General features: G+C 53.8%; 20 protein-coding genes. 11 read left to right on the top strand and 9 right to left on the bottom strand.

Annotated features, from left to right (window positions below):
• Positions 1-53: 53 nt before the first annotated feature.
• On the bottom strand, positions 54-299 hold the full coding sequence (gene tusA, locus GHC22_RS01240; protein ID WP_003827551.1) for a sulfurtransferase TusA: 246 nt from the start codon (positions 297-299) through the stop codon (positions 54-56).
• A gap of 168 nt (positions 300-467) precedes the next feature.
• Between tusA and GHC22_RS01235 the strand changes: the two genes are divergently transcribed.
• Positions 468-1,133 (top strand): 7-cyano-7-deazaguanine/7-aminomethyl-7-deazaguanine transporter, encoded by a 666-nt coding sequence (locus tag GHC22_RS01235; RefSeq protein ID WP_003827549.1) that lies wholly within the window; start codon positions 468-470, stop codon positions 1,131-1,133.
• A 72-nt stretch (positions 1,134-1,205) separates the two neighbouring features.
• Positions 1,206-1,763 carry a DcrB family lipoprotein gene (locus GHC22_RS01230; RefSeq protein WP_003827547.1) on the top strand — a complete coding sequence of 186 codons (558 nt, stop codon included), beginning with the start codon at positions 1,206-1,208 and terminating at the stop codon, positions 1,761-1,763.
• A gap of 3 nt (positions 1,764-1,766) precedes the next feature.
• Here GHC22_RS01230 and GHC22_RS01225 read toward each other — a convergent pair whose 3' ends face one another.
• On the bottom strand, positions 1,767-2,984 hold the full coding sequence (locus GHC22_RS01225; RefSeq protein WP_003827545.1) for an MFS transporter: 1,218 nt from the start codon (positions 2,982-2,984) through the stop codon (positions 1,767-1,769).
• 133 nt (positions 2,985-3,117) lie between these two features.
• Here GHC22_RS01225 and GHC22_RS01220 point away from each other — a divergent pair, with 133 nt between their 5' ends.
• Both GHC22_RS01220 and acpT read left to right on the top strand, forming a co-directional pair.
• On the top strand, positions 3,118-4,167 hold the full coding sequence (locus GHC22_RS01220) for an AI-2E family transporter (RefSeq protein ID WP_079934309.1): 1,050 nt from the start codon (positions 3,118-3,120) through the stop codon (positions 4,165-4,167).
• Between the two features lie 62 nt (positions 4,168-4,229).
• Positions 4,230-4,820: a 4'-phosphopantetheinyl transferase AcpT gene (acpT, locus tag GHC22_RS01215; protein ID WP_153752074.1), complete on the top strand. Its 591-nt coding sequence runs from the start codon at positions 4,230-4,232 to the stop codon at positions 4,818-4,820.
• On the opposite strand, the gene GHC22_RS01210 is transcribed toward acpT, so the two are convergent.
• Entirely contained in the window at positions 4,812-5,318 is a 507-nt protein-coding gene (locus GHC22_RS01210; RefSeq protein WP_048215363.1) for a phenolic acid decarboxylase, read from the bottom strand. The genes acpT and GHC22_RS01210 overlap by 9 nt on opposite strands.
• A gap of 99 nt (positions 5,319-5,417) precedes the next feature.
• On the opposite strand from GHC22_RS01210, the gene GHC22_RS01205 reads away from it, so the two are divergent.
• Together GHC22_RS01205 and nikR are read left to right on the top strand one after the other, a co-directional pair.
• Entirely contained in the window at positions 5,418-6,278 is an 861-nt protein-coding gene (locus GHC22_RS01205) for a LysR family transcriptional regulator (protein WP_153752072.1), read from the top strand.
• A gap of 91 nt (positions 6,279-6,369) precedes the next feature.
• Entirely contained in the window at positions 6,370-6,771 is a 402-nt protein-coding gene (gene nikR / locus GHC22_RS01200; protein ID WP_003827507.1) for a nickel-responsive transcriptional regulator NikR, read from the top strand.
• Positions 6,772-6,867: 96 nt separating this feature from the next.
• Here the strand turns inward: nikR and GHC22_RS01195 are convergent, their stop codons facing one another.
• The 4 genes from GHC22_RS01195 to GHC22_RS01180 form a co-directional block, all read right to left on the bottom strand.
• A complete protein-coding gene (locus tag GHC22_RS01195; protein WP_020996068.1) occupies positions 6,868-7,992 on the bottom strand; it encodes an ABC transporter permease in 1,125 nt (374 codons plus the stop codon).
• On the bottom strand, positions 7,992-10,739 hold the full coding sequence (rbbA, locus tag GHC22_RS01190; protein ID WP_153752071.1) for a ribosome-associated ATPase/putative transporter RbbA: 2,748 nt from the start codon (positions 10,737-10,739) through the stop codon (positions 7,992-7,994). The genes GHC22_RS01195 and rbbA overlap by 1 nt, the downstream gene beginning before the upstream one ends.
• Complete coding sequence (locus GHC22_RS01185) at positions 10,736-11,803, bottom strand: HlyD family secretion protein (RefSeq protein ID WP_060682909.1); 1,068 nt, start codon at positions 11,801-11,803, stop codon at positions 10,736-10,738. Before GHC22_RS01185 ends, rbbA begins: the two co-directional genes overlap by 4 nt.
• Positions 11,804-12,206: 403 nt before the next feature.
• Positions 12,207-13,400, bottom strand: a complete 1,194-nt coding sequence (locus tag GHC22_RS01180) for an NAD(P)/FAD-dependent oxidoreductase (RefSeq protein ID WP_153752069.1) — start codon at positions 13,398-13,400, stop codon at positions 12,207-12,209.
• 229 nt (positions 13,401-13,629) lie between these two features.
• Between GHC22_RS01180 and pitA the strand changes: the two genes are divergently transcribed.
• Positions 13,630-15,129, top strand: coding sequence for an inorganic phosphate transporter PitA (gene pitA / locus GHC22_RS01175; RefSeq protein WP_153752067.1), 1,500 nt, complete (start codon positions 13,630-13,632; stop codon positions 15,127-15,129).
• A 64-nt stretch (positions 15,130-15,193) separates the two neighbouring features.
• Here pitA and uspB read toward each other — a convergent pair whose 3' ends face one another.
• The gene (uspB, locus tag GHC22_RS01170; RefSeq protein ID WP_003023371.1) at positions 15,194-15,529 is read right to left on the bottom strand and encodes a universal stress protein UspB; all 336 of its coding nucleotides are present in this window, start codon (positions 15,527-15,529) and stop codon (positions 15,194-15,196) included.
• Between the two features lie 392 nt (positions 15,530-15,921).
• Between uspB and uspA the strand changes: the two genes are divergently transcribed.
• From uspA to nadS, 4 genes are all read left to right on the top strand, one after another.
• Positions 15,922-16,359 (top strand): universal stress protein UspA, encoded by a 438-nt coding sequence (gene uspA / locus GHC22_RS01165; protein ID WP_003023368.1) that lies wholly within the window; start codon positions 15,922-15,924, stop codon positions 16,357-16,359.
• A 281-nt stretch (positions 16,360-16,640) separates the two neighbouring features.
• A complete protein-coding gene (dtpB, locus tag GHC22_RS01160; protein WP_003827469.1) occupies positions 16,641-18,113 on the top strand; it encodes a dipeptide/tripeptide permease DtpB in 1,473 nt (490 codons plus the stop codon).
• Between the two features lie 113 nt (positions 18,114-18,226).
• Entirely contained in the window at positions 18,227-18,568 is a 342-nt protein-coding gene (locus GHC22_RS01155; protein WP_323849054.1) for a type II toxin-antitoxin system RelE/ParE family toxin, read from the top strand.
• On the top strand, positions 18,565-18,852 hold the full coding sequence (gene nadS / locus GHC22_RS01150; RefSeq protein ID WP_087050783.1) for a NadS family protein: 288 nt from the start codon (positions 18,565-18,567) through the stop codon (positions 18,850-18,852). Before GHC22_RS01155 ends, nadS begins: the two co-directional genes overlap by 4 nt.
• Before the next feature lie 42 nt (positions 18,853-18,894).
• Here nadS and GHC22_RS01145 read toward each other — a convergent pair whose 3' ends face one another.
• A complete protein-coding gene (locus GHC22_RS01145) occupies positions 18,895-19,398 on the bottom strand; it encodes an Rrf2 family transcriptional regulator (RefSeq protein WP_003023361.1) in 504 nt (167 codons plus the stop codon).
• Positions 19,399-19,492: the final 94 nt, after the last annotated feature.

Below are 19,492 nucleotides of genomic sequence, written 5' to 3'. Positions count from 1 at the left end.
TTACTCAGTCTTTATAGGCCGGAGAAGCGTTAGCGCCATCCGGCATGACAAGATTACTGCCCTTTGCGCACTAAATAACGGTACGGCAGCGAGTCGGTCTCTTTGGCCACCAGCTCATGTTCCATAAAGGTACAGAAGCCAGGAATATCGCGGGTTGTTGCCGGATCGTCGGCGACAATCAGCAGCGTTTCACCGGCCTGCATGCCGCGTACGGTTTTACGTACCATCATTACCGGTTCCGGGCAGCGCAGCCCCTGGGCATCAAGAGTATGGTCGGGGGAAGTAAACAGGTCGCTCATCGTCGTCTCATTCATACAAAAACGGCGTTATTTTACGCTCTGTTGTGGCGTAAGCCAATCAGGTTAACGATTGCGTGAAAAACAACCATTGCAATGTGCTCTTAAAGCAGTATCATGCGACGGTTTTTTATTGGGTTCCCTCACCCCATCCAACAAAAAGGTCACAATATGACTCCGTTTACACAAACTCAGCGCGTAAAAGCGTTGTTCTGGCTATCGCTATTTCATCTGCTGGTGATCACCTCCAGCAACTATCTGGTGCAGCTTCCAATCTCCATTTTTGGTTTCCATACTACATGGGGCGCGTTTAGCTTTCCGTTTATTTTCCTCGCGACCGACCTGACCGTGCGTATTTTTGGCGCGCCGCTGGCTCGACGTATCATCTTTGCGGTTATGATCCCCGCACTGCTGATCTCCTATGTCGTTTCATCGCTGTTCTATATGGGATCGTGGCAAGGATTCGGCGCACTGCTGCACTTTAATCTGTTTGTCGCCCGTATCGCCGCCGCCAGCTTTATGGCCTACGCGCTGGGACAAATTCTGGATGTGCATGTCTTTAACCGCCTGCGTCAGAACCGTCGCTGGTGGCTGGCACCGACGGCGTCCACGCTGTTTGGCAATATCAGCGATACGTTGGCCTTCTTCTTTATCGCTTTCTGGCGTAGCCCGGATGCCTTTATGGCCGAGCACTGGATGGAAATCGCACTGGTCGATTACTGCTTCAAAGTGCTGATCAGCATTATTTTCTTCCTGCCAATGTATGGCGTGCTGCTGAATATGTTACTGAAAAGGCTGGCAGATAAATCTGAAATCTCTGCATTGCAGACGAGTTAAAGGTTCATTTTCCGAGTTGTGATAAGATGGACGAATGAGCCGTTATGGCCGTTTATCGAAAGGAAGAAGTCAATGCGCAATCTGGTTAAATATGTCGGTATTGGCCTGCTGGTTATGGGGCTTGCGGCCTGTGATAATAGCGATACAAAAGCGCCAGCCGAGGGTGCTGCCGCAGAAAGTAACGCCACCGGACAACCGGTCAGCCTGCTGGACGGCAAACTCAGTTTTTCCCTGCCAGCGGATATGACCGATCAGAGCGGTAAGCTGGGCACCCAGGCGAACAATATGCACGTATATTCTGACGCAACCGGCCAGAAAGCAGTGATTGTGATTGTTGGCGACAACACCAACGAAGACCTGGCGGTGCTGGCAAAACGTCTGGAAGATCAGCAGCGTAGCCGTGACCCGCAGCTGCAGGTCGTCACCAATAAATCTATTGAGCTGAAAGGCCACACGCTGCAGCAGTTAGACAGCATCATCTCGGCCAAAGGCCAGACCGCATACTCTTCCGTGGTGTTGGGGAAAGTGGACAACCAACTGCTGACGCTGCAAATCACGCTGCCTGCTGACGATCAGCAAAAAGCGCAGACTACTGCAGAAAACATCATTAACACGCTGGTTATCCAGTAACGGTTAAGACGATGACGCGGCCTCCGGTGACACCACCTGAGGCCGTTTTTTTAACCGCCAGGTCAGCAATAACGCCACCGCTACCAGCCCTGCCGCCGCCAGATAGATAACCGGCACACCCGCCCACGTCATGACCAGCCCGGCCAGCGGCCCGGTAACCCCCAGCGATAAATCCATAAACACCGTGTAGGTCGCCAGCGCAGCGCCCTGATTTTGCTGAGGAACGGCTTTTACCGCCACCACGCCCAGCGCCGGGAAAACCAGTGAGAACCCAGCCCCGGCCAGCAGAACGCCGATTTTCGCCATCCACGGCATCGAAGCCATCCCGACCAGCAGTAGCCCGACAATCTCGACACTAAAGCAGATCATCGCCACATTCAGCCCGCCTAAACGGTTGATACCATTTGGGAACAACAAACGAGTACCGACAAACGTGCAGCTAAAAAGCGTCAGCGCGAATGCAGCGCCATCCCAGCCTTTGGCATCATAGAACAAGGTAATGAAGGTAGCGATTACCCCAAATCCGGCGGAGGCCAGGGCCAGCGCCATGCCATACAACCAGACGCGCCCAAGCACCGCGCGAAATGGCAACGGTTTACCTTTACTGGCCTTCACCGCCGGACGAGGGAGCGCCAGCAGGATTGCCAACAGTGCCACGCCCATCACGGTCAGCGCCAGCCCCTGTAAGCCACCCCAGGCATAAAACAGAACACCCAGCGGCGCGCCTATCGCCATCGCGCCATAGGTCACGATGCCATTCCAGGAAATCACCCGTCCGATGTGCATTGAGCCAACCACCCCCACGCCCCACAGCGTAGAGCCGGTCCCGGCAAAGCTTTGCCCGATCCCGAGAATCACGCGCCCCAGACATAGCAGCAGCAGACTGGCCAACGGCCAGCCGTTCGTTGATCCCGCCAGTAAATAGCCCAGGCCACTTAAAAAGCAGCCGCACAGCCCAAATACCACAATCTTCTTTGGCCCCAGCAGATCGGCATAGCGACCGGCATGCGGACGGCTCAGCAGCGTAGCGAAATATTGCAGGCTGATGACCAGCCCAGCCCAGAAAGCGCTAAATCCCATTACATCATGGACGTAGCCAGGCAACACCGCGAGCGGCAGGCCGATGGTCAGGTAGCTGGCGAAGTTAAACATCACCACAGAAACAATACGCAGGTTCAGGCGTAAACCGCTAAGCGTCGGTTCAGCGACGGGTTCGGGCATGGAGGGTCACCACGTTTTCACAACAGTGTTTCATTTCTACCATGTTGCAGAGCAGAAATCAGTAGCCAGTTTAGGAATATCAGTCGCAAGCCAGCCGCTACACTTAATGCAAAAACGCAAACAGGAAGAAGACATGATAACCACCCAGCCCGATAAAACGGGTTTGCACATTTTGCTCAAACTGGCCGCTCTGGTGGTGATCCTCGCAGGTATCCATGCTGCGGCGGATATCATTGTGCAGCTGCTGCTGGCCCTCTTTTTTGCCATTGTATTGAATCCACTGGTCACCTGGTTTATCCGCCGGGGAGTCGGTCGCCCAATCGCTATTACCTTAGTCGTGGTGGTGATGCTGATCGTTCTTACGGCGTTGGTTGGCGTGCTGGCGTCGTCAATCACTGAATTCATGGACCTGCTGCCAAAATACAATAAGGAGCTAACGCGCAAGGTTCTGTATTTGCAAGAGATGGTGCCTTTTCTGAATCTGCATATGTCCCCGGAACGTATACTGCAACGCATGGACTCTGACAAGCTGATGACCTTCACAACCACGCTGATGACGAGTCTTTCTGGTGCCATGGCCAGCGTCTTTCTGCTGGTGATGACGGTAGTTTTTATGCTGTTTGAGGTGCGTCATGTCCCCTATAAGATGCGTTTTGCGTTAAATAATCCGCAAATCCACATTGCGGGGCTACATCGAGCGCTGAAGGGTGTGTCACACTATCTGGCGCTGAAAACGCTGCTCAGCTTATGGACCGGTGCCATAATCTGGCTGGGACTGGCACTGATGGGGATTCAGTTTGCTCTGATGTGGGGCGTACTGGCATTCCTGTTAAACTACGTGCCCAACATTGGCTCGGTCATTTCCGCCGTCCCGCCCATGATCCAGGCACTGCTTTTTAATGGCATTTACGAATGTCTGTTGGTTGGCGCACTGTTTCTGGTGGTGCATATGGTGATTGGCAATATTCTCGAACCCCGAATGATGGGGCATCGGCTGGGATTATCGACGCTAATCGTCTTCCTCTCTCTGTTGGTATGGGGATGGCTGCTCGGTCCGGTCGGCATGTTGCTCTCCGTGCCGTTAACCAGCGTGTGTAAAATCTGGATGGAAACCACCAAAGGCGGCAGCAAACTGGCGATTTTGCTGGGGCCCGGCAGGCCCAAAAGCCGATTACCGGGATAAACTTGCAAACAGCATGTGAAGAATGATACACAACCCCATTATTACTAAAGGTTAGCCCTAATATGTACCGGATCGTTCTTGGGAAAGTTTCTGTTTTAAGCGCTGGTGCACTGCCTGCCGCACTGAGTGAGCAAGCGCCGCAAGGTGCTCGCCGTGCGCGCTGGCTGGCCGGTCGCGTGCTGCTTTCCCATGCCCTTTCGCCATTACCAGACATCGTCTATGGCGAGCAAGGAAAACCGGCCTTTTCTGCTGACACGCCGCTGTGGTTCAATCTCAGCCACAGCGGTGATGATATCGTCCTGCTGCTCAGCGACGAAGGGGAAGTCGGCTGCGATATTGAAGTCGTGCGCCCGCGCGATAACTGGCAAACGCTGGCAAATACGGTATTCAGTCTTGGTGAGCATGCCGAAGTCGAGGCCGAACGCCCAGAGCAACAGCTGGCGGCGTTCTGGCGCATCTGGACGCGTAAAGAAGCTATCGTGAAACAGCGCGGCGGTAGCGCCTGGCAAATCGTCAGCGTCGACAGTACCGCGTTAACTTCCTCACTCTCCGTCAGCCAGTGCCAGCTCGATACCCTGAGCCTGGCGGTGTGCACCCCCACGCCGTTTACCCTGACCGCAGACACCGTGCAGCGCCTGGAAGCCTTAGCGTAAATTTTCCGGAAAGTTTTTCGGCAGCTCGCTCGCCGCACAGGCAATAACGTCATCGTTGTTCGCGCCGCAGTCACGTACGAAAGTGATGGTCGCGAACTCATCAATCACCTCGGTGGGATACGCCGGGCCGGTATCGCGGTACGACATCATTAGCGGAATATGGTCATTCTGGAAGCAGACCGTTTTTTCCGGATTATTGATCACCCAGCGAGGGAAAAAGATGGTGCCGTGAAAGAGTTTGTCACCCAGGTTTACGATCAGGCTGACGTCGGTCCCGGTCGGTTCGGTCCACGAAATTTTATAAACGCTCTCCCCGACCCGCACAATATAGGCCCGCTGATCTTTCACCCAACGATTCCCCACAATACCGCTGTGAATGCGGTAATCCAGGGTAGTGTCGTTTTTCACGTAGATCTCGTAATTCCAGCCATTATCGTAGGTATAGACCAGATGTTTGCCGACAAATCCGCTTAAATCATGTTTATCAAACGCGCTCATATTCGTTCTCCTCTTACTTGATGCGAGGATCTTAACGCTTCAAAATTTGGATGAATAACGCTATGTTTGTATCAAATTCATTCAATTATTAGATGAGTTATGCACAAAACAACCCTCGATCAGTGGGCCCTATTGGAGAAAGTGGTGGAGCTGGGCAGCTTCGCTAAAGCGGCGGAAGAGACCAACCGTAGCCAGTCTTCGGTAAGCTACAATCTGGCACTGTTACAGGAGCGACTTGGCGTAACGCTGCTGACCCCGGAAGGGCGCAGGGCTGTCCTGACACCGGCCGGAGAGCTATTGCTCAATCAGGTCAAACCGTTACTGAAGGCCTTTTTATGGGTGGAAACCCGGGCCGCAACGTTACAAAACGGTACGCGAACGCGGCTGGATTTGATGGTAGATAGTATCTTCCCACGCAAACGCCTGTTTGCCATTCTCAAACAGTTTCAGCAGGCCTGGCCGCAAACGCAGGTGCGTCTGACCGAAGTCCTGGAGAATGGTGATGCTCGACTGGCAGCACATGCCGATGCGGACGTAATGGTCCTGACCCGGCGTCAGGATGTCACCGGACGCGGCGAATGGCTGATGAATATTGACTTCGTGGCCGTGGCCCACCGCGATCACCCACTCTGCATGCTGGATGCGCCGCTGAATGAAGACGCATTACGCGCCTGGCCGCTGATTCGCATTGCCGATCGCGACAACCCACAACAACCGGTGCGCGATGCCTGGACCTTCTCGACCATTGATGCCGCGATTGATGCGGTGATGTATCAGGTCGGTTACGGCTGGCTGCCCGAGGAACGTATTCAGACGCAGCTTGATCAGGGGCTTTTACGCCCACTGCCGTTAAGCCATGGTGCTCGTCGCGCCACGCCTTTGCATCTGATCGTTAAAGATACGCTCGCTCCGCTGGATGAACAGGTCAGTACCCTGCTGCGTTTATTGCGAGAGCATTAACCTTTTCCCCGGATGCCGGACGTGTGTTACAAAATACGCTATTCCCCTTACCCCCTGTGCGCCAACGCGCCACATGAAAGGTTAACTGCAGATGCAACGAGTCACCATTACCCTCGATGACGATTTACTGGAAACGCTCGACGGCCTGAGTCAGCGCCGTGGCTACAACAACCGTTCCGAAGCGATCCGCGATATTCTGCGTGGTGCACTGGCGCAGGAAACTACCCTTGAACACGGCACTCAGGGCTTCGCGGTGCTCTCGTATGTTTATGAGCATGAAAAGCGTGATCTGGCCAGCCGTATTGTTTCTACCCAACACCACCACCACGATTTATCGGTCGCCACGCTGCACGTGCACATCAACCATGACGACTGCCTGGAAATCGCCGTGCTAAAAGGCGACATGGGCGATGTACAGCATTTTGCCGATGACGTGATTTCCCAGCGCGGCGTGCGCCACGGCCATCTACAGTGCCTGCCGAAAGAAGAGTAATTGCCTGTTTCGTTGCCGGATGGCGGCTACGCCTTATCCGGCCTACGTCCGTTATACTTTGTAGGCCAGGTAAGCGAAGCGCCCCGGCAATAATGATTACGCCATCGTACCAATCGTCTTTCTGAAACGCAGCAGTGCTATCAGGAAGAACGCGCTGCCAATCGCCAGCAGCGTCAGAAACTGCGGCCAGACAATGCTAAACCCGGCTCCGCGATAAAGTATCGCCTGCGCGAGACTGACAAAATGAGTAGTCGGCATGGTCAGCATAATGTCCTGCACCGCCTGCGGCATGCTTTCACGCGGTGTGGAGCCACCTGAAAGCATCTGTAACGGCAGCAGTACCAGAATCATCAGCAGCCCCAGCTGCGGCATAGAGCGCGCCAGCGTGCCCATAAAAATGCCGATCGAGGTGGTGGCGAACAGGCTCAGCGCCACGCCCAGCATAAACAACGGTATCGAACCTTCAATCGGCACCCCGAGCACGCCTTTTACCATCAGCATCAGCGACAGACCGGAAACCACCAGCACCACCAGCCCCATCGACCAGATTTTTGCCATCATGATCTCAAACGGCGTCACCGGCATCACCAGCAGATGTTCAATGGTCCCGTGCTCACGTTCGCGAATCAGCGCCGACCCGGTAAGCACAATCGCCAGCATGGTGATGTTGTTGATGATCGCCATTACCGCGCCAAAGCGGGCGGGTTCCAGGTTGGGGTTGAAGCGCATGCGCATTTCCAACGCCACCGGCGGCTCGTTATTATCGCGGTAACGCGCCACAAAGCTGTTCACCTCGCCGCTGATGATATTCTGGATATAACTGTTGCCGGTAAACGCTTGGCTCATGCGCGTGGCATCGACGTTAACCTGTATATCCGGTTGTCGTCCGGCCAGCACATCACGCTGAAAATCAGGCGGAATGTTTACGGCGAAGGTATAGCGCCCGGCGTCCAGCCCGGCATCCATTTCATCGGCAGTGATCATCTCCGGCGGTAAAAACCACGGGCGATAAAAGCTGTTCACAATCCGATTCGACAACTGCGACTGGTCCATATCGGCAATAGCAATCGGTGCCAGATGCAGCGAACCCGGCAGGACGGTCGCGGAAGAATAAACCGAAATCGTGAAGGCGAAGACGATCAGCGTCAGCATCGCTTTGTCACCCAGCAGGCTGCGCAACTCTTTGATGCCGAGGTTATAAATATTGCGTAATCGGCGCATCACCCCTCCTGTTTTTTCAGCAGTAATACGCTCAGACCAATCACCACCGGAATGGCTACCGCCAGCGGAATAAACAGCTGCCAGAGATCGGTCAGATCCAACGCTTTAGAGAACGTTCCGCGCGCGATGGTCAGAAAATGGCTGGTCGGATAAATTTCACCAATCCACCGGCCCGGCCCTTCCAGCGAGGCAACTGGATCGATCATTCCGGAAAACTGCGTCGCCGGGATCAGCGTAATAATCGCCGTACCAAAAATGGCCGCGATCTGGCTTTTCATAAACGTGGAGATTAACAGACCCAGCCCGGTGGCAATGGTGACGTACAGCAGCGCAGCCAGCGTCAGGGTCACAAAGCTCCCCTTATGCGGAACGCCGAATACAAACACCGACAGCGCGCACAACAGCAGGAAGTTCAGCATGCCCAGCACGATGTACGGCAACTGTTTGCCGAGTAAAAACTCGCTGCGGGTCGTGGGCGTAACGTACAGATTGATAATCGACCCCAGCTCTTTCTCACGCACCACGCTGAGGGCGCTGAGCATGGAGGGGATCATCATCAACAGCAGTGGGATCACTGCCGGAACAATCGCCGGCAGGCTCTTCACATCCGGGTTGTAACGATAGCGAGTTTCAATGGTCATCAGCCCGTTTTGCCCGCTGGCATTTGGCTGGCGCGCCATCACATCCTGCAGCCAGGTCTGGTGCATCGCCTGCACGTAACCCCTGACCGTTTCAGCGCGGCTTGGCATTGCGCCATCGACCCAGACGCCAATCTTCACCGGCGTTCCACGTGCGATGTCGCGGCCAAAATTTGGCGGAATTTCAATTGCTACCGCAACTTCGCCAGAACGCATCCGTTTGTCCAGATCGTCATAACTGGTGAGCGGCGGTTGTTCGATAAAATAGCGCGATCCCGCCAGATTCAGCGTCCACGCCTGGCTGCTGACGGTCTGGTCGCGGTCGAGCACCGAAAAACGCAGGTTTTCCACATCCGTGCTGATGCCGTAGCCCATGATAAGCATCAGGATCACCGTGCCCATCAGCGCCAGCGTGGAGCGTACCGGATCGCGCCGTAGTTCCAGCGCTTCACGGCGGCTGTAGCTGAATAAGCGCCGCAGGCTAAAACCTTGCCGCGGCGGCTTACTGTTTTCATGCACTGTCGGGACATTGGCTGGCGCTAACTGAGTTTCCGGCGCCGGGCCTGCCGCTTCCTGCAACCAGGAGATAAACGCCTCTTCCAGACTGGCAGCTCCACGCTGTTTCACCAGTTCCTGCGGCGTACCGCTGGCCAGTACTTTTCCGGCGTGCATCAGCGACATGCGGTCGCAGCGCTCCGCTTCGTTCATAAAGTGGGTGGAGATAAAAATGGTCACTTTGTCCTGGCGCGACAGGTCGACCATCAGTTGCCAGAACATATCCCTCGCAACCGGATCGACCCCGGAGGTCGGTTCATCAAGAATGAGCATCTCCGGGCGATGGATCACCGCCACCGCCAGCGACAGGCGTTGACGGATCCCCAACGGCAGCGCACCGGGCAGCGCATCTTCGACATCGGTCAGCGAAAAGCGCTCGCTCATCTCCTGCACCCGCCCAGGGATTTCTGCTTCGGGGATATGGAACAGCCGCGCATGTAGTTCGAGGTTTTGCCGGACGGTCAGCTCGCTGTAGAGCGAAAATGCCTGCGACATATAGCCTACCCGGCGGCGGGTATCGATATTTTTCGGATCAACCGCTTGCCCAAACAGCCACGCCTCGCCTTCGCTTGCGGGCAGCAGTCCGGTGAGCATTTTCATGGTGGTGGATTTACCGCAGCCGTTGGAGCCGAGAAAACCGAAGATTTCCCCGCGCGGAATGCGGAAGTTAACGTGGTCCACCGCCACAAATTTACCGAAGCGCATGGTCAGGTTTTTCGCCTCGATGGCAATCTCTTCCTGCTCAGCGTGATACGGCGGGATCACTACCGGTTTATGCGCCTGGCGCTGGGCTTCAGGTAACAGCGCGATAAACGCCTGCTCCAGCGTGTTGCTGTTGGTTTGCTCACGTAGCTGCTGCGCGCTCCCGGTGGCTAACACCTCCCCGGCGTTCATCGCCACCAGCCAGTCAAAGCGCTCGGCTTCTTCCATATAAGCGGTCGCAACCAGCACGCTCATGTTGGTCTGCCGCTGACGAATACTGTTAATCAGATCCCAGAACTGGGCGCGGGACAGCGGGTCGACCCCGGTGGTGGGTTCATCGAGAATTAACAGTTCCGGGTCGTGGATTAACGCGCAGCACAGCCCCAGCTTTTGCTTCATCCCGCCCGAGAGTTTCCCGGCAGGACGGTCGCGAAACGGTGCCAGTCCGGTGCTATTCAGCAGCTCGGTAATCCGCGCCTCACGCTCCGCTTTGTCATGCCCAAACAGGCGGGCAAAGAAATCGACGTTCTCATATACCGACAGCGTGTGATACAGGTTTTTCCCTAGTCCCTGCGGCATCCAGGCAATGCGCGGGCAGACATCCCGGCGATGTTTTGGGTCGCGCATATCGCCGCCCAGCACCATCACGTTGCCGTGTTCAATGACCCGCGCGCCGGAGATGAGCGACAGCAGGCTCGATTTTCCGACGCCATCCGGACCAATCAACCCCACCATACAGCGGGCAGGGATATCCAGCGTGATATTGTTCAGCGCTACCGTTTTCCCGTAATGCTGACTCACGCCGTCAAGGTGCGCCACGGGAGGAACGGGAACCAGCGCCAGATGCGTCATTGCGGCAACCTCACCACCAGGTCGTCAGGCCAGGCGCGACTTTCATCAACACGCACCCACGCCATGCCCGGCAGACCGGTTTTCACGTACTCCAGATGCTGCTGCAACAGCTCTGGCGGGATACGCGCTTTGACGCGAAACATCAGTTTCAGCCGTTCATCGCTGGTTTCGACCGTTTTCGGCGTGAACTGCGCGACGCTAGCCACAAAGCTGATGGTCGCCGGAATACGCAGATCCGGCGCAGCATCCAGCACCAGCCGCGCTTCTCCACCAATCTTCAGTAAACCAGCCTGTTCGGTTGGCAAGAAGAACGTCATGTAGACATCGCTGAGATCGACCATATTCAGCACGCGACCGCCCGCGGAAAGCACCTCGCCCGGTTCAGCTACGCGGTACTGTACGCGGCCATCGCGCGGGGCTTTCAACTCGCTGTCATCAATATCAGCCACAATACGACGTTCGGTAGCCTGCGCGGCTTCTACGCGGGTTTGCGCCTGAATGATACTGGTGCGAGCGGCTTCAATTGCGGCTTTTGCCGCAGAGACCTGCGCCTTTGCGGATTCCAGTGCAGCGCGTGCGCTTTCTGCCGCAGCCCTGTCGTCATCCAGCTGTTGCTCAGACACAGCCCCACGCTGAGATAGCGAACGGGAGCGGACGTGGCGTTTAGAGACCGACTGCAGTTCCGCCTCACGCTGTTTTACCACCGACTGCGCGGCGCGCATTTCACTTTGGCGCTGCTCTAACAGCGCCCGCGCCGCCGCCACCGCACTTTCGGCCTCTTTGATTTGGGCTACCGCTTCCAGCCGCTGCTCCTGCAGCACGCGGGTATCCATTTTCGCCAGCACCTCACCCTGACGGACGAACTGCCCTTCCGACACGAGGATCGTGTCAATTCGCCCGGCAATCTTGGTGGCAATATCCACTTCGGTAGCTTCAATTCTGCCATTGCTGGCTGCAAACCCCTCCGGTATTCCCGCAGGACGAAGCATCCACCATGCTATCGCGGCCACCACGACCAGAATGCCCGCCACCCACCACATCATATGACGTTTAAACTTATCCATATTCGACCCGCCGTAATCCCTGTTATCAAACGATGCGTGTCACAAAGCCCACTGAACAGCTATTCAGCGGGAGATTCCATCCGGGATAAGAAGGAATGAAAAACAATGGCCAGAGAGCAGACAGGCATGTAAGCAACCTGCGCCGCGAAGGAAGTGAATGATGAAAATGCTGTGAAATCGGGTAGTAATGTTGTCATCATCAGCGTTCCTGGCCGGAAATGAAACACGCATACTCATTACTGCTGTCTATTGAATACTAACACCTGGATTCAATATGTCTATTCGGTTGTAGCAGGTATGTTGCAGGCAAAAAACCGTGCCCGGCAATCCATTTACCGGGCAAATTTCACAAGTGAGCTTTATGTAAAACGCAGCGGGTCCACGCTCAACGTATCGTCTTCGCTTATTCAGATACCAAATCCTGCGCGCATGCCCAGGCACTCGACCATGCCCACTGGAAGTTATAGCCTCCCAACCAGCCGGTGACGTCCATCACTTCGCCGATAAAGTAGAGCCCTGGCACTTTGCGGGCTTCCATCGTGCGCGATGATAGCTCGTTGGTATCGACGCCGCCCAACGTGACTTCAGCGGTACGATACCCTTCCGTACCGTTCGGCTGCACCCGCCACTCGGTCAGCGTTTCAACCAGCGTTTGCTGATCGCGCACGTTAAGCTGCTTCAGAGACACGTCAGGAATTTGCCCTAACTGCTGCAAGCATTCCACCAGACGCTTTGGCAACTGCATTGCTAAGGTGTTCTTTAAACTCTGGTTAGGGTGTGCGCTACGTTGTTCGTCGAGGAAACTCGTCAGGTCAACATCCGGCAACAAATTAATGCTGACAAATTCGCCTGGCTGCCAAAAACTGGAAATCTGCAAAACAGCTGGACCCGAAAGTCCTCGGTGTGTAAAGAGCAGATTTTCACGAAATACGGTGCCGTCTTCGGCCGTGATAACGGAGGAGACCGACACGCCAGAGAGCACCTGAAGCTGCTCCAGCAGTGGCTTATGCAACGTAAAGGGCACCAGTCCCGCGCGCGTTGGCAACACATTCAGACCAAACTGTTCGGCAATTTTATAACCAAACGGCGTTGCCCCCAGTCCCGGCATGGAAAGCCCACCGGAAGCGATAACCAGTTTTTTCGTGCCGACCGTCATGCCGTTCAGTTCGAGGGTGAAACCTTCATCATCCTGCACCACGCTCAGGACTTCGCTCCGTAACCGCATAGTTACGTTACCTTTTTCACACTCGTCTACCAGCATATCGACAATTTGCTGAGCGGAATCATCGCAGAACAGCTGACCCAGCGTTTTTTCATGCCAGGCAATACCGTGTTTGCCCACCAGGTTGATAAAATCCCACTGCGTGTAACGCGCCAGTGCCGATTTGCAAAAATGGGGGTTTTGGCTCAAATAGGCGGCCGGTTCTACATAAAGATTGGTAAAGTTGCAGCGTCCCCCGCCAGACATGAGAATCTTGCGTCCTGGCTTTTTACCATTATCAATAAGCAGTACTCGACTACCTGCTTGTCCTGCCTGCGCGGCACAAAACATACCCGCTGCGCCAGCGCCTATAATAACGGTATCAAACCTTTCCACGTTGCGATCCTCTCTAAAAAGCGGGTGTGAATTGTAAAGATTCCTCAGTGGTCGCACCAGCACCAAACTACCGATAAAGGGTATTTAACTGAAATATATAGGATAATTCTTTAGTGGTGTAAAACAAAGCAGGAGACAAATCAAAAAAACTCTATATTTCACTTTGCCCGCGCCGCCAAAGTCACTGATAATGCGCCGCGTTCATGTCCTCAAAATGGCGTAACGTCCTATGCTACATTTGTTTGCTGGCCTGGATTTACATACCGGGCTTTTACTATTGCTTGCTCTGGCTTTTGTGCTGTTCTACGAAGCAATTAACGGCTTCCATGACACAGCCAATGCTGTCGCAACCGTGATCTATACCCGTGCAATGCGTTCGCAATTGGCGGTGGTCATGGCTGCGTTGTTCAACTTCTTTGGTGTTTTGCTGGGTGGTCTCAGCGTGGCGTATGCCATCGTGCATATGCTACCAACGGATCTGCTGCTTAATATGGGATCGTCACATGGCCTTGCCATGGTGTTCTCCATGCTGCTGGCGGCAATTATCTGGAACCTGGGTACCTGGTACTTTGGTTTACCTGCATCCAGCTCCCACACGCTGATTGGCGCCATTATCGGTATTGGTTTAACCAATGCACTGATGACCGGTACCTCGGTGGTGGACGCACTTAACATTCCGAAAGTTATCGGTATTTTTGCTTCGCTTATCATCTCGCCAATTGTTGGTCTGGTGGTTGCAGGCGGTCTTATTTTCATTCTGCGTCGTTACTGGAGCGGTACAAAAAAACGTGCCCGTATCCACCTGACGCCAGCAGAACGTGAAAAGAAAGATGGCAAGAAAAAGCCGCCGTTCTGGACCCGTATCGCACTGATCCTCTCCGCTATCGGCGTAGCGTTCTCTCATGGCGCTAACGACGGGCAGAAAGGCATTGGTCTGGTGATGCTGGTGCTGATTGGCGTAGCGCCTGCAGGCTTCGTGGTGAATATGAATGCTTCCGGTTACGAGATTACCCGTACCCGTGATGCAATCAATAACGTCGAAGTCTTCTTCCAGCAGCGCCCTGACCTGCTTAAACAGGCCACAGGCGTAGACCAGCTGATTCCGTCCCCGACGGACGCGGCACCCGCGACGACGACAGAGTTCCATTGCCACCCGGCGAATACCATCAACGCGCTGGAACGTGCGAAAGGTATGCTGGCGAACCTGGAAACCTACGACAAGTTAAGCGTCGAACAGCGTGGTCAGCTGCGCCGTATTATGCTGTGCATCTCTGATACCACCGATAAAGTGGTTAAGCTGCCTGGCGTAAGCGCTGACGATCAGCGTCTGCTGAAAAAACTGAAAGCTGACATGCTGAGCACCATTGAGTACGCGCCTATCTGGATCATTATGGCCGTCGCACTGGCGCTGGGTATTGGTACGATGATTGGCTGGCGTCGCGTTGCCACCACCATCGGCGAGAAAATCGGTAAGAAAGGCATGACTTATGCCCAGGGGATGTCGGCGCAGATGACCGCCGCAGTCTCTATCGGTCTCGCCAGCTACACCGGTATGCCCGTTTCCACCACCCACGTTCTCTCTTCTTCCGTTGCGGGGACGATGGGTGTTGATGGCGGCGGATTGCAGCGTAAAACGGTCACCAGCATTCTGATGGCCTGGGTCTTCACCCTGCCGGCTGCGATTATTCTTTCCGGGGTGCTGTACTGGCTCTCCCTGAAGCTTATCTAAGCGAATGCACGGTAAAAAAGCGGGTCAGGAAGCTGACCCGCTTTTTTTGTATCTGTTGTTGGCATCAGTGCCAGATAATCAGCGCAACCATGCTGATTAGCACCAGGCCGCATAGCGCGCTGGTGAGAATGAACTGACCGCGAACCCGCTCACAGCGGCGAATAAATTCATCATCATGATGATCGCGGTAACGCTGAGCGTAGATATACCACACCAGACGCATCTGCTTGTTCGGTTGCCCATGCGAGGTAAAAAAGCCCCCTCCATCTACATACTGGTAAAGTAATGGATCGCAACCACGAAGTACCACTAACAGTGCGCGTAGCGAAGAAAAATAGCGCGCCATATTAACAATGCAAACGACACATAAAGCCCAGAATAATGCAATGGTGCTTATCATACCTCCTCCCCGGCGACCCGCCCACGGAACTCCTTTCCGGGACTACCGCTCCCCGATACCCTGCCAAACCATTCAATGAAGAGTGCAGCCGAAACCGTTCGTGTTAGTATCACGCATCCGAACGCCTCTTTAGATAGTGTAGGAGATTAGTTAATTTTTTTGCCATAAGGTTAATCGCTATCAATGCAATTAACTAAAAAATTTGTTTAACTATTTGGCAAGCAAGGCGGATTGACGGATTATCCTGGTCGCTATAATGTAAGGATAGTCCTTATATGGTACGTTTTTACGACTGGGCTAGCCCCGCGCACAAGGTTCGCAGGACGCGGATGACGCGGCGGCATATAACGCCAGCAGGCTAGTCATCGACAACTTATGGAAGGAGTAACACTATGGCTTATAAACACATTCTTATCGCGGTTGATCTTTCTCCGGAAAGCAAAGTTCTGGTTGAAAAAGCGGTTTCTATGGCGCGACCTTACAATGCTAAAGTCTCCCTTATCCACGTTGACGTAAACTATTCCGACCTGTACACCGGGCTCATCGACGTGAATCTGGGCGACATGCAGAAACGCATTTCTGAAGAAACCCACCACGCGTTAACCGAGCTGTCCACCAATGCAGGCTACCCTATCACCGAAACCCTGAGCGGTAGCGGCGACCTGGGTCAGGTTCTGGTTGATGCCATCAAAAAATACGACATGGATCTGGTCGTCTGTGGTCACCACCAGGATTTCTGGAGCAAACTGATGTCCTCCGCGCGCCAACTGATCAACACCGTCCACGTCGACATGTTGATTGTTCCGCTGCGTGACGACGAAGAAGCATAAAATGCTTGCCGCCGGAAGTTAACCCGGCCCACTGCAAGTCGTTAAGCCTGTAAACGCCCGCCTTCGCGGGCGTTTTTGTTTTTATCATTCGGTCACAATTAGTACATCAATCCAACAAACAAATCATAATTAGTGTGATCAACTAATTGGATCGAAAACTATCTCTATAATACTCTACCCTTGCGGCCAATAACCGCAGTCTATAACAAAATAAGACTTTTTCGGCGCGTTTAAGCATACGCGTTCATACTTTTCGGGATGGCTTTGAAAGGCGATGGAATATGAATAAAACTGCACCTACGGGCTTGCTGCAGCAACCTCGTCCGTTCTTCATGATCTTCTTTGTGGAATTATGGGAACGATTTGGCTATTACGGCGTACAGGGCATCCTGGCGGTATTTTTTGTTAAGCAGCTCGGATTTTCACAAGAACAGGCATTTGTAACCTTTGGTGCCTTTGCCGCACTGGTTTACGGCCTGATCTCGATCGGCGGCTACGTCGGCGACCACCTGTTAGGCACCAAGCGCACGCTGGTACTCGGTGCCATTGTGCTGGCAATCGGCTACTTCATGACCGGGATGTCGCTGCTTAAGCCGGATCTAATCTTTATTGCTTTGGGTACCATTGCCGTTGGTAACGGGCTATTTAAAGCCAACCCGGCAAGCCTGCTGTCAAAATGCTATCCCCCGAAAGACGCCCGTCTGGACGGTGCTTTCACCCTGTTTTATATGTCGATTAACATCGGTTCGCTACTGTCACTGTCGCTGGCGCCGGTGATTGCCGATAAGTTTGGCTACGCTGTGACTTACAACCTGTGCGGAGCCGGACTAATCGTCGCGCTGCTGGTCTACTTTGCCTGCCGCGGAATGGTGAAAAATATCGGCTCTGAGCCAGACCATAAGCCACTGAATTTCCGTAACCTGCTGTACGTGCTGGCCGGTACGGTAGTGATGGTATTTATCTGCGCCTGGCTGATGCACAACGTGCAGATTGCCAACCTGGTGCTGATCGTCCTGTCGATTGTCGTGACCATCATCTTCTTCCGTCAGGCATTCAAACTGGATAAAACCGGGCGCAACAAGATGTTCGTGGCCTTTATCCTGATGCTGGAAGCGGTGGTGTTCTACGTGCTGTACGCGCAGATGCCGACATCGCTTAACTTCTTTGCGATCAATAACGTACACCATGAAATTCTGGGTTTCGCCATCAACCCGGTGAGCTTCCAGGCGCTGAACCCGTTCTGGGTGGTACTGGCGAGTCCGGTACTGGCCGCAATCTATACCCGTCTGGGCAACAAAGGCAAAGACCTGACCATGCCGATGAAATTTACGCTCGGTATGTTCCTGTGCTCATTGGGCTTCCTGACGGCCGCCGCTGCCGGGATGTGGTTTGCCGATGCACAAGGGCTGACGTCGCCGTGGTTTATCGTGCTGGTGTATCTGTTCCAGAGCCTGGGTGAACTGCTGATTAGCGCCCTGGGACTGGCTATGGTCGCCGCTCTCGTGCCACAACACCTGATGGGCTTCATTCTTGGGATGTGGTTCCTGACACAAGCCGCAGCCTTCCTGATGGGGGGTTATGTCGCTACGTTCACCGCCGTACCAGAGAACATCACCGACCCGCTGCAAACGCTGCCTATCTATACCAACGTCTTCAGTAAGATTGGCCTTGTCACCCTGGCCGTAACGGTTGTGATGGCGATTATGGTGCCATGGCTGAACCGCATGATTAATACGCCGAGTACCGAGCAATAAATAAGCTTATTTTTCACATTAACCGCGAGTCATATCGCGGTTTTTTTGCCTTTCAAGTCCTACATTGTAAGAGTATAGTTTGTACAACCAGGTCATCATGGACGGACATGACCATGAACTATATTGAGTTTATTGAGACTTCAGTTTTCTCACGCCAACGGGAAGCGCTTCTCACCGAGGATGAGTTCCGGGCATTTCAGGAAATGCTCATTATAAATCCATTGGAGGGAGATTTAATTCAAGGGACTGGCGGTTGCAGGAAGATCCGCTTCGCACCTGAAAGTACCAACAAAGGCAAAAGTGGTGGGATTCGCAGTATTTACTATTTTCAAAATGGCGAAGGGCGTATCTGGCTTTTCATGGCTTATCCTAAAAGCAGGAAAGACAGCCTGAGCGGCGAGGAAAAAAACGCACTCAAGGCCATCATTCACCAATTGAAAGAGAGCTCGTTATGAATGATTTCTTTAAAGAACTGATGGAATCGGCAAGCGAGGCCGTTGAAATTAGCCAGGGCCGTAAAGCTGCCGCCCAGGTCACCCGGTATGAACTTCCGGACGTCAAAGCCATTCGTAAACAAGCTAAAATGAAGCAGGATGAATTTGCACAGGCGATAGGTGTTTCATCCTCTTTGATCCAGGCCTGGGAACAAAAAAGGCGTATTCCTACAGGAACCTATTTAAAGGTTCTCCGCGTTATAGAACGCAACCCGGAGATGGTCAATCTTTTCAAAATAGCCTGAGATACAGCCCGGTCGCCTTGCGCTATCGGGCATTTTCACTCACTACCCTTTACGCGCGTCTATCCACTCCTGCACTTCCACCACAAAGGTATCCGGTGCTTTACGGTACATTTTGCGCGCCAAGTCCAGAATCGTATGCTGGCCGAGCGCTTCTTCCATTCGCTGCTGGGCCATGTCCATTACCGAACGCACGCCACAAATGCCTTCACAGGCCCACTCCGGTGGATGTTCCTCAAATACCGCCAGCCGCTGGCGAATTTCACGACATTCAAAGATGCGCTTATCGCCATCAATAGCATTCACCACATCCAGCACCGTGATGTGTTCAGCGGGTTTAGCTAACTGGAAACCGCCACCTTTGCCTTCAATGCTGCGCACCAGACCCGCTTTGGACAGACGGGTGAAAATTTTTGCCAGATAGTCATACGGTACGCTTTGCAGTTCGGCTATTTCCCGCACGCTCATATCCCGCGCGTCGCCCTTACTGTCGACCATACACATCAGGCTATGAATGCCGTACTCAACTCCCGAACTGTAGAATGCCATTCTCTTATCTCAGCCAAAATGAATCTGAGTTTATTGTAGCTTTTTCATCTCATTCATTCCAGACAGCAAAGTACCCCCTTTTCATAACAGAACT

Source organism: Citrobacter sp. H12-3-2 (genome assembly GCF_009649895.1).
In the GTDB taxonomy this organism is placed as follows: Bacteria; Pseudomonadota; Gammaproteobacteria; order Enterobacterales; family Enterobacteriaceae; genus Citrobacter; species Citrobacter portucalensis.
This window is presented reverse-complemented; position numbering and strand designations above follow the sequence as displayed.

Coding starts and splice junctions, on each gene's coding strand:
- pitA (WP_153752067.1), top strand. CDS start 13,630: ATGCTACATTTGTTTGCTGGCCTGGATTTACATACCGGGCTTTTACTA.
- GHC22_RS01210 (WP_048215363.1), bottom strand. CDS start 5,318: ATGAGCGCGTTTGATAAACATGATTTAAGCGGATTTGTCGGCAAACAT.
- GHC22_RS01220 (WP_079934309.1), top strand. CDS start 3,118: ATGATAACCACCCAGCCCGATAAAACGGGTTTGCACATTTTGCTCAAA.
- GHC22_RS01145 (WP_003023361.1), bottom strand. CDS start 19,398: ATGGCATTCTACAGTTCGGGAGTTGAGTACGGCATTCATAGCCTGATG.
- dtpB (WP_003827469.1), top strand. CDS start 16,641: ATGAATAAAACTGCACCTACGGGCTTGCTGCAGCAACCTCGTCCGTTC.
- GHC22_RS01235 (WP_003827549.1), top strand. CDS start 468: ATGACTCCGTTTACACAAACTCAGCGCGTAAAAGCGTTGTTCTGGCTA.
- tusA (WP_003827551.1), bottom strand. CDS start 299: ATGAGCGACCTGTTTACTTCCCCCGACCATACTCTTGATGCCCAGGGG.
- nikR (WP_003827507.1), top strand. CDS start 6,370: ATGCAACGAGTCACCATTACCCTCGATGACGATTTACTGGAAACGCTC.
- rbbA (WP_153752071.1), bottom strand. CDS start 10,739: ATGACGCATCTGGCGCTGGTTCCCGTTCCTCCCGTGGCGCACCTTGAC.
- GHC22_RS01155 (WP_323849054.1), top strand. CDS start 18,227: ATGAACTATATTGAGTTTATTGAGACTTCAGTTTTCTCACGCCAACGG.
- GHC22_RS01185 (WP_060682909.1), bottom strand. CDS start 11,803: ATGGATAAGTTTAAACGTCATATGATGTGGTGGGTGGCGGGCATTCTG.
- GHC22_RS01195 (WP_020996068.1), bottom strand. CDS start 7,992: ATGCGCCGATTACGCAATATTTATAACCTCGGCATCAAAGAGTTGCGC.
- GHC22_RS01225 (WP_003827545.1), bottom strand. CDS start 2,984: ATGCCCGAACCCGTCGCTGAACCGACGCTTAGCGGTTTACGCCTGAAC.
- uspA (WP_003023368.1), top strand. CDS start 15,922: ATGGCTTATAAACACATTCTTATCGCGGTTGATCTTTCTCCGGAAAGC.
- uspB (WP_003023371.1), bottom strand. CDS start 15,529: ATGATAAGCACCATTGCATTATTCTGGGCTTTATGTGTCGTTTGCATT.
- nadS (WP_087050783.1), top strand. CDS start 18,565: ATGAATGATTTCTTTAAAGAACTGATGGAATCGGCAAGCGAGGCCGTT.
- GHC22_RS01230 (WP_003827547.1), top strand. CDS start 1,206: ATGCGCAATCTGGTTAAATATGTCGGTATTGGCCTGCTGGTTATGGGG.
- acpT (WP_153752074.1), top strand. CDS start 4,230: ATGTACCGGATCGTTCTTGGGAAAGTTTCTGTTTTAAGCGCTGGTGCA.
- GHC22_RS01205 (WP_153752072.1), top strand. CDS start 5,418: ATGCACAAAACAACCCTCGATCAGTGGGCCCTATTGGAGAAAGTGGTG.